The 14,289-nt window shown below is 74.0% G+C and carries 14 protein-coding genes; 6 read left to right on the top strand and 8 right to left on the bottom strand.

Going from position 1 to position 14,289, the window contains the following annotated elements; genetic code table 11:
- The 4 genes from E1300_RS39610 to E1300_RS39590 all read right to left on the bottom strand — a co-directional run.
- The coding region (locus E1300_RS39610; RefSeq protein WP_131762336.1) for a DUF4396 domain-containing protein at positions 1 to 317 on the bottom strand (317 nt) is incomplete at its 3' end.
- A 108-nt stretch (positions 318 to 425) separates the two neighbouring features.
- Positions 426 to 1,334 carry a carbohydrate ABC transporter permease gene (locus E1300_RS39605; RefSeq protein ID WP_242619684.1) on the bottom strand — a complete coding sequence of 303 codons (909 nt, stop codon included), beginning with the start codon at positions 1,332 to 1,334 and terminating at the stop codon, positions 426 to 428.
- On the bottom strand, positions 1,331 to 2,344 hold the full coding sequence (locus tag E1300_RS53625; RefSeq protein WP_131762334.1) for a carbohydrate ABC transporter permease: 1,014 nt from the start codon (positions 2,342 to 2,344) through the stop codon (positions 1,331 to 1,333). The genes E1300_RS39605 and E1300_RS53625 overlap by 4 nt, the downstream gene beginning before the upstream one ends.
- Entirely contained in the window at positions 2,341 to 3,639 is a 1,299-nt protein-coding gene (locus E1300_RS39590; RefSeq protein WP_131762332.1) for an extracellular solute-binding protein, read from the bottom strand. Before E1300_RS39590 ends, E1300_RS53625 begins: the two co-directional genes overlap by 4 nt.
- Positions 3,640 to 3,981: 342 nt before the next feature.
- On the opposite strand from E1300_RS39590, the gene E1300_RS39585 reads away from it, so the two are divergent.
- The 4 genes from E1300_RS39585 (at position 3,982) to E1300_RS39570 (ending at position 9,740) form a co-directional block, all read left to right on the top strand.
- A complete protein-coding gene (locus tag E1300_RS39585) occupies positions 3,982 to 5,037 on the top strand; it encodes a LacI family DNA-binding transcriptional regulator (RefSeq protein ID WP_242619683.1) in 1,056 nt (351 codons plus the stop codon).
- Entirely contained in the window at positions 5,034 to 7,379 is a 2,346-nt protein-coding gene (locus E1300_RS39580; RefSeq protein ID WP_131762330.1) for a glycoside hydrolase family 3 N-terminal domain-containing protein, read from the top strand. Before E1300_RS39585 ends, E1300_RS39580 begins: the two co-directional genes overlap by 4 nt.
- A 239-nt stretch (positions 7,380 to 7,618) precedes the next feature.
- Entirely contained in the window at positions 7,619 to 8,494 is an 876-nt protein-coding gene (locus E1300_RS39575; protein ID WP_131762328.1) for a S1 family peptidase, read from the top strand.
- Positions 8,495 to 8,606: 112 nt separating this feature from the next.
- Positions 8,607 to 9,740, top strand: coding sequence for a hypothetical protein (locus E1300_RS39570; protein ID WP_131762327.1), 1,134 nt, complete (start codon positions 8,607 to 8,609; stop codon positions 9,738 to 9,740).
- A gap of 13 nt (positions 9,741 to 9,753) precedes the next feature.
- Here the strand turns inward: E1300_RS39570 and E1300_RS39565 are convergent, their stop codons facing one another.
- Both E1300_RS39565 and E1300_RS39560 read right to left on the bottom strand, forming a co-directional pair.
- Positions 9,754 to 10,086, bottom strand: coding sequence for a branched-chain amino acid transporter permease (locus tag E1300_RS39565; protein ID WP_131762325.1), 333 nt, complete (start codon positions 10,084 to 10,086; stop codon positions 9,754 to 9,756).
- Entirely contained in the window at positions 10,079 to 10,855 is a 777-nt protein-coding gene (locus tag E1300_RS39560) for an AzlC family ABC transporter permease (protein ID WP_131762323.1), read from the bottom strand. The genes E1300_RS39565 and E1300_RS39560 overlap by 8 nt, the downstream gene beginning before the upstream one ends.
- Before the next feature lie 63 nt (positions 10,856 to 10,918).
- On the opposite strand from E1300_RS39560, the gene E1300_RS39555 reads away from it, so the two are divergent.
- Both E1300_RS39555 and E1300_RS39550 read left to right on the top strand, forming a co-directional pair.
- Positions 10,919 to 11,377, top strand: coding sequence for an Lrp/AsnC family transcriptional regulator (locus tag E1300_RS39555; RefSeq protein ID WP_131762321.1), 459 nt, complete (start codon positions 10,919 to 10,921; stop codon positions 11,375 to 11,377).
- 56 nt (positions 11,378 to 11,433) lie between these two features.
- Positions 11,434 to 11,997, top strand: a complete 564-nt coding sequence (locus E1300_RS39550; protein ID WP_131762319.1) for a CGNR zinc finger domain-containing protein — start codon at positions 11,434 to 11,436, stop codon at positions 11,995 to 11,997.
- Here the strand turns inward: E1300_RS39550 and E1300_RS39545 are convergent.
- Both E1300_RS39545 and E1300_RS50685 read right to left on the bottom strand, forming a co-directional pair.
- Positions 11,994 to 13,424 carry a phytoene desaturase family protein gene (locus E1300_RS39545; RefSeq protein ID WP_131762317.1) on the bottom strand — a complete coding sequence of 477 codons (1,431 nt, stop codon included), beginning with the start codon at positions 13,422 to 13,424 and terminating at the stop codon, positions 11,994 to 11,996. The genes E1300_RS39550 and E1300_RS39545 overlap by 4 nt on opposite strands.
- Before the next feature lie 126 nt (positions 13,425 to 13,550).
- Positions 13,551 to 14,289, bottom strand: a 739-nt coding sequence (locus tag E1300_RS50685) for a HEAT repeat domain-containing protein (RefSeq protein ID WP_207400218.1), incomplete at its 5' end; no start/stop codon positions are given.

The following is a 14,289-nucleotide window of genomic DNA, read 5'->3' as shown; positions in this document are numbered from 1 at the left end:
AGCAGTTCCATGACGGCGATCGACACGGTGTCCGCGGCGAGGGCCACGCCGAGCGCCGCCCGCAGCCCTACCCCGGCCCGCAGGACGCCGCGCATCGTCAGCCCGTACCCGAACACGAAGGCCAGCGCGACCGACAGCACGACGGTCGCGGCGTTGTGCAGTCCCAGCGCGACGCCGATCACCATGCCGAGGACCTCGCCGATCGCGCAGCCGGTCAGGCAGTGCAGGGTGGCTTGCGCGGCCATCGTCCAGCTCGCCCCGCCGTGCTCGGCGGCCGCTCGCTCGTGCGTGCCGTGTGCGCTCCCGTGCTCGGACATCGATGTACCTCCCGGCGTGGCCCTTACCCGCTATATACGGGCAGGGGGTATATCGCACGCCGGGGGCGTTCCATTCCCGGTCTCGGGGAGATCTTCGCGTCCGGTGGGTCAGCCCTTCGTCGCGCCGGCGGTCAGGCCGCCGATCAGCTGGCGCTCGGCGACGGCGTAGAAGGCGAGGGCGGGCACCATCGCGAGCACGACGTAGGCGAGGACGAGCGCGTAGTCCGTCGAGTACTGGCCCTGGAACTGCTGGACGCCGACGGGGATCGTCTGCCACTTCGGGTCGGTGAACACCAGCAGCGGCAGGAAGAAGTTGTTCCAGCTCGTCACGATGGCGAGGACGGACACCGTGCCGAGGGCGGGCCGCGCCATCGGCAGCAGGATGCGCCAGAAGAACCCGAACCGCCCGCAGCCGTCCATCACGGCGGCCTCCTCCAGCTCGGCGGGGATCGTCCGGAAGAAGCCGCGCAGGATGATGATCGTCATGGGCAGCCCGAACGCCGCCTGCGGGAGGACCACGCCGAGCGGGTTGTCGAGCAGCCCGAAGGTCCTGAGCAGGACGAACAGCGGCAGCACCGCGACGGCGAACGGGAACATCAGGCCCATCGCGAAGAGGGTGAAGAAGACCTCGCGGCCCCGGAAGGCGTAGCGGGCGAACGCGAACGCCGCCAGCGCGGACGCGGCGACGGTGAGCAGCGCGGTGCCCACGGCGATCATCGCGCTGTTGCCGATCTGCCGCCAGAACGCGCCGGACGACAGGATGCCGGAGTAGTTCGACGGCCGCCAGTCCGAGGGGAGCCCGAAGGGGTTCGCGGTCAGGTCGCCGGTCGTCTTGAAGCCCGAGATCACCGCGTACAGCAGCGGGACGGCGACGAACGCGCCGATGGCCCAGACGGCCGCGTGCCGGAGCACGCCGCCCGCGGTGGTGCGTCCGGCGAGGGCGGGACCGGCGGAGGCGCGTCCGGAGGGGGCGCGCCGGGGCGAGGTGCGGCCGGGGAGGGCGCGGCCGCCGCTCACCGTCCCGCCCCCATCGAGGTGACGGCGCCGCGCAGGTCGCGGCGCAGCGCGAAGCGCTGGTAGAGCAGGGAGAACACCAGGCTGACGGCGAACATGACCACGCTGATCGCGCCGGCGTACCCGACCTGGTACCGCTTGAAGCCGAACTGGAACATGGTCACGGCCATCGTCTCCGAGGAGTGGGTGGGGCCGCCGGACGTGGTGACCCAGACCAGGTCGAAGAGCTGGATCGACCCGATGACGGACAGGAACACGCTGATCCGCAGGGTGGGCCCGAGCAGCGGCAGCGTCACGTGCCGGAAGCGGCGCCAGGGGCCCGCGCCGTCGATCGCGGCGGCCTCCAGCACCTCGGACGGGATGCTCTGCAGCCCGGCGAGGTAGAGCATCATGTGGAAGCCGAAGTACTTCCACGTCATGACGAGGAAGACGGTGGGCAGCGCGGTGGACGGGTCGGAGAACCACCGGCCCGCGAGCCCGTCGAGGACCGGGACGCCGTCCAGCAGGTGGTCGGCGAGGCCGTCGCCCGGCAGGAAGATCATGCCGAACAGCACGCCGGTGACGACCTCGGACAGCACGTAGGGGGCGAAGAACAGCGTCCGGTAGACGGCCCGGCCGGGAAGGCGCTGGTTGAGCAGCACCGCCGTGCCGAGCGCGAACGGGAGCTGGACGGCGATCGACAGGACGACGAGGAAGAGCCCGCGCCACAGGTCGCCGCGGAACACCGGGTCGTCGAACAGCCGGGTGTAGTTGCCCAGCCCGACGAAGTCCTCCGGAGGCCCGAAGCCGCCCCACCGGAACAGGCTGGTGTAGAGCGCGACGGCGATCGGGACCAGGACGAACAGGGCGAACAGCAGCAGCGCCGGGACGAGGAACCAGGTGACCGACGCCCAGTCCCGGATCCGCCGCGCCGGGCGGGCCGACTCCCGGCCGCGGTACCGCCCGCGCCCGGGGCGGTTCCGGGCGCGGGCGGAGTCGACCGGGCGGTCGCCGGTCTCGACGGACAGGGTCATTGGCTCTTGGCCGTCTTGGTGACCGCCTGGGCGACCTGCTCGGGTGTCTTCTTGCCCGCGATGAGGTCGGTGACGCTGTCGTTGACCTCCTGGCCGACCGCCGGGGGGAACGCCTGGTCCAGGTAGAGCTGGAAGCCGGTCGCTTTGGCGAGCGTCTCCGCGACGAGCTTGCGGTTCGGGTCGGCGATCGCGCTCTCGGCGCCCTTCACGACCGGCATGAACCCGCCGGACGAGACCAGCTTGCGCTCGTTCTCGGCGTTGATGAGGAAGGTCAGGAAGTCGTACGCGGCCGCGGGGGCGCCCTTGCGGAGCGCGTGGCCGTTCCCGCCGCCGAACACGTCGGTGGTGGTCCCGGGGCCGCCCTCGACGACGGGGAAGGGGAAGAAGCCCAGGTCGGCGCCCAGGTCCTTGCCGGAGGCGTCCTTCTGCACGCTGGGCGCCCACTGCCCCATCAGCTCCATGGCGGCGCGTCCCGAGCCCATGGTCGCCGCCTCGCCGCCCGGGGCGTCGTAGCCGGCGCCCTGGTAGCCCTGCTGGAACGGCGCGAGGTCGGCGAGCGCCTTGAGCTGCCGGCCCGCCTCGACGAACGGGGGCGCGGAGAAGTCGTTGGACGCGGCCGCCTGCTTGAGCGCCTGGGTGCCGCCGATCCGCAGGGCGAGGTAGGACCAGTAGTAGTGGGCGGGCCACTTCTCCTTGCCCGCGAGGGCGATCGGGGTGATCCCCGCCGCCTTGAGCTTGCGGACGTCCTCCAGCAGCCGCGCCCAGGTCGGCGGCGCGTCCTTGATCCCGGCCTTGGCGAACAGCCGCTTGTTGTACCAGAACCCGACCATGCCCATGTCGTGCGGGATCGCGTACGTCTTCCCGCCGAACTGGTAGGCCTGCAACGAGATCGGGATCAGCCCCGAGGCCAGGGACGCCGAACGGGCGGTGAGGTCCTCGACGAGCCCGGCGTCGACCTGCTGCTTGAGCACGCCGCCGCCCCAGGTGACGAAGATGTCGGGCAGTTTCCCGGACGCCGTGACCGCGGTCATCTTGGCCTTGTACGCCTCGTTCTCCAGGTTCGTGATCTTGATGGTCACGTCCGGGTGCGCCGCCTGGTAGGCCTTGATGATCTGCGGATAGAGCGACTGGGACGGCTCGGTGGTCGCGATGTCCCACCATTCGATGGTGGTCTTGCCGCCCGATCCGGAACCGCCGCCGCCGCAGGCGGCCAGCAGGGGCCCGGCGGTGGCCGCGGCGGCGCCCGCGGAGACGGTGGCGAGGAACGAACGGCGCGACAGGTGGGGGGTGCCCATGAGGGCCTCCTGGGTCGGGACGGGCCGGGGTGGTCCGGGAACGGTCCGGGCCGCGGGGCGGGCCGTGGCGAGTTCCGAAAAGTTTCGAAATCCTTCGATGCGCTGTTGCCGTGGAACTCTAAGAACCGGCCCGTCGGCGGTCAAGACCCGAATTCCGCCCGGCCTCGGTCGCGCCGTCCGGGGGCTAGGACGAACCGAAACATTGCGATACTGTTCGCAACCGTTGTCTCCCGCCGCTCCGGCGGGACCGGATCCGACCCCCTCGACGAGAGCGGGCGGCCGCGCCGCCGTCCGCGTCCCCGCACCGCCCCGGGCGCGGCCCGGCGGCGGGAAGGAACGAGCGTGCCCGCCAGCGCCACCGGCGACCTGCCCGACCGGCCGTCCCGCCCGACCCTCGCGCTCATCGCGGCCGAGGCGGGGGTCTCGCAGGCCACCGTGTCCAAGGTCCTCAACGGGCGGACGGACGTGGCCGCCTCGACCCGCGAGCGCGTCGAGGCGCTGCTGCGCACCCACAACTACCCCGGTCCCGGCGGCGTCCGCCGCGCCCGCCGCTCCGGCCTGGTCGACCTCGTGCTCGCCGGGCTCGACAGCCCGTGGGCCGTGGAGATCCTGCGCGGCGTCGAGGCCGAGTGCGCCGAGCACGGCACCGGCGTCGTCGTCTCGCTCGTCCGCGAGGACGACGCGCGCCCGCCGAGCTGGCAGAACCTGCCCGCGCTGCACCACAGCGACGGCGTCATCCTGGTGACCTCCCGGATGACGCGCCGCCAGCGCGAGCAGCTCGAACGCGCCGGGGTCGCGCTCGTCCTCGTCGACCCCGTCAACCTGCCCGACACCGACATCGCCAGCGTCGGCGCCACCAACTGGGCGGGCGGGCTCGCCGCCACCGAGCACCTCCTCGCCCTCGGGCACCGCCGCATCGGGATGATCGGCGGGCCCGCCGACATGCTGTGCACCCAGGCGCGGGTGGACGGCTACCGGTCCGCGCTCGAACGCGCGGGCGTCGAGGTCGACCGCGACCTCGTCCGCTACGGCGACTTCCACCACGAGGGCGGCTTCGCCCGCACCCGCGAGCTGCTGGAGCTGCCGTCCCCGCCCACCGCCGTCTTCGCGGGCAGCGACCAGCAGGCCATGGGCGCCTACCAGGCGGCGCGGCTCGCCGGGCTGCGCGTCCCCGAGGACCTCAGCGTCGTCGGCTTCGACGACCTGCCGACCTGCGAGTGGCTCTCGCCGCCGCTGACCACCGTCCGGCAGCCGCTGGAGGAGATGGGCCGCGTCGCCGCCCGCACCCTGCTCCAGCTCCTCGACGGCCGGCCGCCGCTCACCCCCCGGGTCGAGCTGGCCACCGAACTGCGCGTGCGCGGCTCCACCGCCCCGCCCTGCCCTCCGGAGGACCGATGACCGAAGCGCTCCCCGCAGCCGGCGCCCCGACCGGACCGGCTTCCGAGCCCTGGCGCGACCCCGCCCTGCCCACCGCCGAGCGCGTCGCGGACCTGCTGGCCCGGATGACCACCGAGGAGAAGGCGGGCCAGCTCGCCGGGTTCTGGCCGACCCCCGCCGCGCCCGGCGACCCCGTCGCGCCCATGGAGGACGACTCGCACGAGACCGCGCCCGCGCTGGAGGACGTCCTGCCGAACGGGCTCGGCCAGCTCACCCGCGTGTTCGGCACCGCGCCCGTCCCGGCCGCGGAGGGCGCCGCGCGGCTGCGCGCGCTCCAGCGGCGCGTCGCCGAGGGCAACCGCTTCGGGCTCCCCGCGATCGCGCACGAGGAGTGCCTCAACGGCTTCATGACCTGGGGCGCCACCATCTTCCCGTCCCCGCCCGCCTGGGGCGCGACCTTCGACCCCGAGCTGGTCGAGGAGATGGCCGCCGCGATCGCGGCGAGCATGCGCGCCGCCGGGGTCCACCAGGGCCTCGCCCCCGTCCTCGACGTCGTCCGCGACCCCCGCTGGGGGCGGACGGAGGAGTGCGTCGGCGAGGATCCCCAGCTCGTCGGCGTCATCGGCACGGCCTACGTGCGCGGGCTGGAGCGCTCCGGCATCGTCGCGACCCTCAAGCACTTCGCGGGCTACTCCGCGTCCAGATCCGGCCGGAACATGGCGCCCGCGCCCGTCGGCCCGCGCGAGCTGGCCGACGTCATCGTCGAACCGTTCGTCATGGCGCTCCGCGAGGGCGGCGCCCGCTCGGTCATGCACTCCTACACCGACGTGGACGGGATGCCCGCCGCCGCCGACCCGCGGCTGCTCACCGGCCTGCTGCGCGACGAGCTGGGCTTCACCGGCATCGTCGTCTCCGACTACTTCGGCGTCTCGTTCCTCCAGAGCCGCCACAACGTCGCCGGGTCCCGCGGCGAGGCGGCGGCGTCCGCGCTGCGCGCCGGGATCGACGTGGAGCTGCCGACCGTCCGCTGCTACGGCGAACCGCTGATCGACGAGGTCCGGCGCGGCGCCGTCCCGGAAGACCTCCTGGACCGCGCCGCGTCCCGCGTCCTCACCCTCAAGGCCGGCCTCGGCCTCCTCGACGGCCCGCCCGAGCCCGCCCCGTCCGCCGACGACGCCCCGGACTTCGACCCGCCCGCGCACCGGGCCCTCGCCCGGCGGCTGGCCGAGGAGTCGATCGTCCTGCTCGCCAACGACGGCACGCTGCCGCTGCGCCCCGGAGCCCGGATCGCGGTGACCGGCCCGCTCGCCGCCGACCCCTTCGCCATGACCGGCTGCTACACCTTCCCGAGCCATGTCGGCCGCAGCCACCCCGATCTCCCGCTCGGCGTGGAGATGCCCACGCTCGCGGACGCGCTGCGCGGCGAACTGCCCGGCGCGGCGATCCGCGTGGCGGCGGGCGGGGACGTGCTCGTCCCGGACGACGCCGACATCGACGCCGCCGTGGAGGCCGCGCGGGACGCCGACGTGTGCGTGCTGGCGCTCGGCGACCGCGCCGGGCTGTTCGGCCGCGGCACGTCCGGGGAGGGCTCCGACACCGAGACGCTCGCGCTGCCGGGACGCCAGGCGCGGCTTGCCCAGGCCGTGCTCGCCACCGGCACGCCCACCGTCGTCGTGCTGCTGGCGGGCCGCCCCTACGCCATGGAGGGCATCGCGGGACGGGCCGCCGCGATCGTCCAGGCGTTCTTCCCCGGCCAGGAGGGCGGACCGGCGCTCGCCGGGATCCTGTCCGGGCGCGCCGAGCCGTCCGGACGCCTGCCGATCAGCATGCCGCACGGCGGCACCGGCCCGCCCGTCGTCTACCTGCGCTCGCGGATGGACGGCCCGCACGAGTGGAGCGCGGTCGACCCCGCCCCGGCGTTCCCGTTCGGGCACGGGCTGACCTGGACGCGGTTCGACTACGCGGACGTCCGCGTCGGCGAGCGGGCGGCCACCGACGGGACGGTCACGGTGAGCGCGGTGGTCACCAACGTCGGGGAGCGCGCGGGCACCGAGGTCGTCCAGCTCTACCTGGCCGATCCGGTCGCGTCGGTCGTCCGCCCGGCGCGCTGGCTCGCCGGATGGGCCCGGGTGCGGCTGGAGCCGGGCGCCGCGGCCCGCGTCGCGTTCACCGTCCACGCGGACCGCACCTCGTTCACCGGCCCCGACCTCCGGCGGATCGTCGAGCCGGGACTGATCGAGGTCGCCGTCGGCCGCTCCAGCCTGGACCTGCCGCTGCACGGCTCCTTCACCCTGGACGGCCCGGTCCGCGTCCTCGGCCCCGACCGGGTCCTCACCGTCCCGGTGGAGATCACGCCGCTGTGACGAGACGGGGCCGGCCCGGCTTCGCGCCGGCCCGGCCCCGCGCGGGACTTGGCAATGCGTGCCTGATCGGCGGAGTCACCGCAGGTCGGTGAAAACGGGTCTTCTCGGACGCGGGCTGCGTGGCTAGCGTCGCGCTGCCACATCGTCCCCGCCCGCGCGGGCGACCGGCGGCGCGACCCGCGGCCGGCCCCGCCCGCCCCGGCCCGACCGCTCGTCGACCCGACCGGAAGGACCCCGCCATGCCCCGCCGCCTCCTCGGCATCATCGCCGCCGCATTCCTCGGCGCGGCGACCGTGACCGCCACCGCCGGAACCGCGACCGCTGCCGCCGCGCCCGCGCCGCCGATCACCGCCGTCGACTTCACCGGCATCGTCGCCCTCAGCAACTGCTCGGGCTCGCTCGTCCGCACCCCGACCGCCGCCGACACCGACCCGGCGCTCGTGCTCACCAACGGCCACTGCTACGAGGGCGGCGAGCCCGCCGCCGGACAGGTGATCACCAACCGGGCGTCCAGCCGCTCCTTCAGCCTGCTCGACCCGACCGGGCGGCGCACGCTCGGCACCCTCCGCGCGTCCACGATGCTGTACGCGACCATGACCGACACGGACGTGGCCCTGTACCGGCTCAACACCACCTACGCGCGCATCCAGCAGACGTACGGCACGCCCGCCCTGCGGCTGTCGCTCCAGCACCCGACCGCGGGAACCGACATCCGCGTCGTCTCCGGCTACTGGCGGCGGATCTACTCCTGCCGCCTGGACGGCTTCGCCTACCGCCTCCGCGAGTCCCAGTGGACCTGGAAGGACTCGCTCCGCTACACGTCCGAATGCCAGGTCATCGGCGGCACCTCGGGGTCGCCCGTCATCGACGCCGCCAGCGGGCAGGTCGTCGGCGCCAACAACACCATCAACGAGGACGGCGGCCGCTGCACCCTCAACAACCCGTGCGAGGTCGACCAGTCCGGCGCCGTGACCGTGCGGCCGAACATCGGGTACGCGCAGGAGACCTACATCCTCGCCGCCTGCATCGCCCCCGGCAGCGTCCTCGACTACGGCCGCTCCGGCTGCCTGGTGCCCCGTCCCGCCGCGTCCGCCGCGCGGGGCGCGCGCCGCTGACGCGTACCGCCCGCCGATCGTCGCGGCCGGATCCGGCCGCGACGATCACGGCAACCGCGGCGATCACCGGGACGTCCTCCTCTGACCGAGACCAAACGGGGGAGGAATTCACGTGCGATTCACACGGCGTTTAGCGATTCCGGTGGCCGTGGCGGCGGGGGCGGTGCTCTTCTCGGCACCGGCCGCGCTCGGGGCCGCGCCGGACTGGCGCAAGGTGCCGCACTCGGCGGAGGAGGGCACGCTCAACGACGTCGCCGTGCTCGGAGGCGGCGACGCCTGGGCGGTGGGGCTGCGGCAGCCGCCGTACGAGACCGCCACCCCGGTCGCCGAGCACTGGGACGGCTCGTCCTGGAAGGCGGTGCCGGTGCCGGCCACGCCGACGGGCACGGGCAGCCTGGACGGCGTCAGCGCCGTGGCGTCGAACGACGTCTGGGCCGTGGGCGACAGCACCGGGCAAGGACCGGTGATCCGGCACTGGAACGGCACGGCGTGGACGGCGGTGCCGCCCGCCGCGCCGCCCGAAGGCGTCCACCCGGGAGCCGACCGGCTCAACGACGTCGCCGCGGTCTCCGCGACCGACGCGTGGGCGGTCGGCCTGTTCTCCGACTGGAACGCCCCAGGCCCCGCCACCCTCATCGAACGCTGGGACGGGACCCGCTGGTCGCGCGTGCCCGCGCCGAGCCCGGGACGCCTCAGCAACACGCTCCAGAGCGTCGCGGCGGTGTCCGCGTCGGACGTGTGGGCGGTCGGCTACTATTACGGCGAGAAGGACACCAACGTCGCGCTGGTCCTGCACTGGGACGGCCGGGCCTGGACGAGGAGCCCCGTCACCCTTCCGTCCGGCAACACCCAGCTCCAGAGCGTCACCGCCGTGTCCGCCAAGGACGTGTGGGCGGTGGGCGACCACGAGGGGAGGCCGTTCGTCCTGCACTGGGACGGCGTCCGCTGGCGCGTCCTGCCCGAGCCCGCCCAGACCGACTCCTCGCTGAGCGCCGCGGCCACGGACGGCCGGGGCGGCGTGTGGGCCGCCGGGTACCGGATGACCGACGGCGGAACGACGAGCAGGCCGCTGTTCCTGCACTGGACCGGCGGCCGCTGGGTCACCGGGACGAGCGAGGAGGCCGAGGGCACCGTCGAGGGCCTCACGCGCGTCGGCGGCTCGATCTGGGCCGTCGGCACGACCTCGCCCTGCTCCTGCTACGTCGCGCCTCCCCTGGTGGAGGTGAACGGACCGCTCCCGAAGTGACGCGTCGTGCTGGTCAGCCGGTGAAGACGGTGCTGACCAGCACGACATGGAAGGCGGTGCCGGCGGAGACGGACAGCATCCCGTTGCGCCGCCAGAGATGGACGGACACGGTGACGGCGAGTGCCAGCACGGTCGGCCATGCCCGGTCCGGTACCCCCGGATCGATGTCGCGCAAGGTGTAGGCGGCGAGGATGAGCAGCACCCCGGCGGGCATCGCGGTGGAGAGGTAGGCGATCAGCGGGCTGGCGCGCAGCGGCGCGAGGACGGCGAACGGCAGCGCGCGCAGCCCCCAGGTGACCGCGGCGGCGGTGGCGACGGCGGCGATCAGGTAGCCGGTCTCAGGCATGGTCGCCGCCCCTCCGCGTCCGCGCGTACGGCGTCCGGGTGTATCGGGTCCAGGCGTACCGTGCCAGCAGGCAGGCGGTGAACAGGGCGAGCGCGGCCGGCAGCATCTGCCCGGGCAGGGCGAGCCTGCCGGCCAGCGCGCACCCGAGGGCGAGGACCGGCGTCGGGACGTCCCGCCCGGCGCGGACGGCGTCGATGGCGAGGACCGTGAACAGCGCCGTCACCGCGAACTCCAGCCCCCTGACCTCGGCGGGGAGGGCCGAGCCGAGCAGCGCGCCCGCCGTGGCCCCGCCCGCCCAGTACAGGTGGACGAACGCCTGGATCCCCAGGATGCGCCGGCTGGAGAACGTCCGGCCCGCTCCACCGGCGGTCACCGCGTACGCCTCGTCGGTCAGCGCGAACGTGCTGTAGGCCTTGCCGAGGCGCCCGCGGACGCGGTGCAGCGGGAACGACAGCGCGTAGAAGACGTGCCGGACGTTGACCGCGAACGCCGTGACCGCGATGGACGCGAGCGGGGCCGCGGCGAGGACCAGCCCGAGGAACAGGAACTCCAGCGAGCCCGCGAAGATGACGCCCGAGAACGTGCTCGCCCACCACCATTCGAGACCCGAGTGCACGACCAGCACCCCGAAGGCGACGCCCATCGGGAACGCGCCCAACCCCACGGACGCGGAGTCCCTCAGCGCGTCCACGAGGTCCGAGCGCCGCTCTTCCCGGGGCGTGAGGGCGCACGGAACCGGGGCGGCGCGCTCGTCATGCTGCGTTGCCATACGGGAAATTCTAGGGAGATTTCCGCCTTATATGGTTTCGAGTAATGATCCTAGAATCAGCTCATGCGCAATGAAAGGGATCTCGATCGGATCGACCGCGCCATTTTGTTCCACCTCCAGCAGGACGGCCGCCTGACGAACGTCGAGCTGGCCAGGCGGGTGGGGCTCACGCCCCCGCCGTGCCTGCGCCGGGTGAAGCGGCTGGAGGAGGCCGGGATCATCACCGGGTACCGGGCCCGCGTGGACCCGGCGGCGGCCGGCCTCGGGCTGGAGGTCATGGTCTCCATCGAGGTCTCCGTCAGCGACCTCAAGACCCTCGAAGGGCTGGAGGCCGCGATCGGCGGCTACGAGGAGGTCGTCGAGTTCCGCCGCATGTTCGGCACCCCCGACTACTACCTGCGCGTCCTCGTCGCCGACTACGCCGCCTACGAGGCCTTCCAGTTCGAGAAGCTCATCGGCATCCCCGGCGTCGCCCGCGTCATCTCCCAGCCCACCATGAAGAAGATCAAGGTTCGGGACTGACCGCACCGCCCGCGGAGGGTGGCTAACGTGCCCTCGGGGCGACGTAGCATTAGCTGGTGAGCGACGCGACGTTCCTGGTCGGGGAGCCGGTGGCGCTGGATCTGGTCAACACCCGGGCGGCCGACGGCGACCTGCTGGTCACACCTGACGATCTGCGGGTCTGGGCCGGTCTCCAGGTCGACCGGGTGCCCGAGGCCGGCGACCTCGCCGCCGGTGCCACGGACGAGGATCTCGCCGCCGTGCGCGCCGTGCGGGACGGGGCTGCCCATGCGATCGGCCGCGTCCGGGAAGGTGAGGCCCCTTCGCCGGACGACCTGGACGTCCTCAACCGGGCTCAGCGTGCGGCGCCCGCCATCGCCGAGCTCGCCTGGGACGGTGGGGCCGTGACCGTGACGCGGCGGCGCGGCGGTCCGGCCGGGACGCGGCTCGCGGCGGCGCTCGCCGAGGCGACGGCGGATCTGCTCGCCGACCCGGCCGCCGCGCGGATCCGCGAGTGCGAGGCGGACGACTGCGTGATGCTGTTCCTCCCCGCCCATCCGCGCCGCCGCTGGTGCTCGGCAGCCCGCTGCGGCAACCGCGTCCGCGTCGCGCGGCACTACCAGCGCCACAAGGCGTCCTAACCGCGGGCGGCACGTCCTCTCGACGCGCGGAGGGCGGAGCGGGCGGCGTTGTAGCCGCTCATGCCGTGCACACCGGCGCCGGGGGGAGCGGCGGCGGAGCACAGGTAGACGCCCGGGATCCCGGTCCGGTACGGGTCGGGGGCGATCCGGGGGCGCAGCGCGACCTGGAGGGCGGTGTTCGCGCCGTTGATGATGTCGCCGCCGACGTAGTTGGCGTTGTAGTCGCTCCAGGCGTCGGCGCGGGTCGCGGCCGTCGCGATGATGCGGTCGCGGACGCCGGGCGCGAAGCGTTCGAGCTGGCGGAGGATGGGCTCGGTCGCGTCACCGTCGTATCCGTGCGGCACGTGCGCGTAGATGTAGATGGGATGCACGTCGCCGCGCGACCGGGTCGGGTCGGCGAGGTACTGCTGCCCGACCAGGACGAACGGGCGCTCGGGCATCCGGCCGCGGTTGGTGTCCCGCTCGGCCCGCGCCATCTCCTCCAGCGTCCCGCCGAGATGGACGGTCCCGGCGCGTCCGCTGTGCGGGTCGGCCCAGGGGACGCCGCCCTCGACGGCCAGGTCGAGCTTGAAGGCGCCGGGCGCGTGCCGGTAGCGCAGGTAGGCGCGACGGACGTGCTGGGGCAGCCGGTCACCGGCGAGGGCGACCACGGCGGCGGGGGTCAAATCCAGGAGCACGGCGTCCGCCGGGGGCAGGTCGTCCAAGGAGCGGACGGTCACGCCGGTCTCGATGGCGCCGCCGTGCTTGGTGAGGAGGGCGGCCAGCGCGCGTGTGATCGCCTGGGAGCCGCCTTCGGCGACGGGCCAGCCGTACCGGTGGCCTGCCGCGATCAGCATCAGCCCGATGGCGGCGGTGGTCGGACGGTCCAGGGGATGGAAGCCGTGCGCGGCGACGCCGCCGAACAGCGCGCGTGCCGCGTCGGTGCGCCAGCGGCGGGCCACGAGGGTCGCGGGCAGCAGCGCGCGGGTCCCGAACCTCGCCAGGGAGACCGGGTGCCGGGGCAGGTGGACGACGGGGCGCATCACCTCGGCGGCGACCTCGTCGAAGGCGGCGGTCAGCGGGCCGAACAGGCGCGTCCAGGCGGGGCCGTCCGCTCCGAGTCCCGCGGCGGTCTCGGGAAGCGAGCGGGTCATCGCGGCGGCGCGGCCGCCTTCGAGGGGATGGGCGAGGTCGATCTCGGGGTACCGCCACGTCAGGCCGTGGCGCTCCAGGTCGAGCGTGCGCAGGAACGGCGACGCGACGCCCATCGGATGGAAGCCCGAGCAGTGGTCGTGGACCAGCCCCGGCACGGTGAGCTCGCCGCTGCGCGTGCCGCCGCCGATCGTGCCGGCGGCCTCCAGCACGGTGACCCGGACGCCCCGCTCGGCCAGCGCGACCCCGGCCGCCAGCCCGTTCGGACCCGCTCCGACGACGACGGCGCTCTCCATCGACCCCACGGTACCGACCCTACGGGACGAGATCACCGAGCCCGGCGCCCCTTACCGGTCGCCGTGGCATGCGGTCCGTCGTGCGCGGCGTGCGGCGCAAGGACGTCATGCCCCTTCGGATGGACCTTAGGTCTTGAGTTGGGTCAGCGCCTGTGCCGTCCACACGGTGACGTAGCGGTCGGGGTCGTCGTGTCGCCGTTCGAGGTGCGAGCGGAGGGTCTTTCGCTCCGCCGCCGTCAGGTCCCCGCTTCGGACCAGTTGCATGAAGGCGAGCGCCGCGCCCTGGCGGACGTGAGGGTGCGGATCCTCCAGGAGCTCTAGCCGGCGGGCGAAGTCGACGACGCCCCACCGCTCGCCGAGATGGAACGCGGTGGCGCGCACCGGCCCCTGCGGATCGTCGAGCAGTGCCGGTAGCAGGCGACGCACCTCCGGGATGTGCCACAGCGCGTTGTGATACGTGTCGCGATGCGCGGGGTCGCTCCTGAGCATGCGCGTCAGGCGCTCCGCCGTCCGGTCCGCCAGGTCGCGGAGGGCCGGATCGTTCGCGGTGGGCGGCACTGGCCGCCCGGGGACCCGGCCGGCATGCCATCGCTCCAGGCGCTCTCGCGGGCCCCCGTCGAACCGTCCGAAGAAGGCGCCCAGACCGTCCACCGCGGCCAGCCGCACATGTTCCGCGCGATCGCCGAGCAGGCCGAACAGGGACTCGGCGTCGGAGAGGCCGCCGGCGGCGCCGAGCCTCCGGAGCGCCGCCTCACGCAGGCGGGACGCGCCGACGTAGGCGCTGCGGACCTCGCGGCGGCCGAGGTCGGTGACCGCCCGCGGCCGCAGCCGGTTGGCGCGGACGCCCTGCCAGACGGCGACCCCG

Origin of the sequence: Actinomadura fibrosa (assembly GCF_900659615.1) — a bacterium.
Taxonomy (GTDB): Bacteria; Actinomycetota; Actinomycetes; order Streptosporangiales; family Streptosporangiaceae; genus Spirillospora; species Spirillospora fibrosa.
Note: the sequence above shows the minus strand (reverse complement) of the source record. Positions and strands in the feature narration are given on the sequence as shown.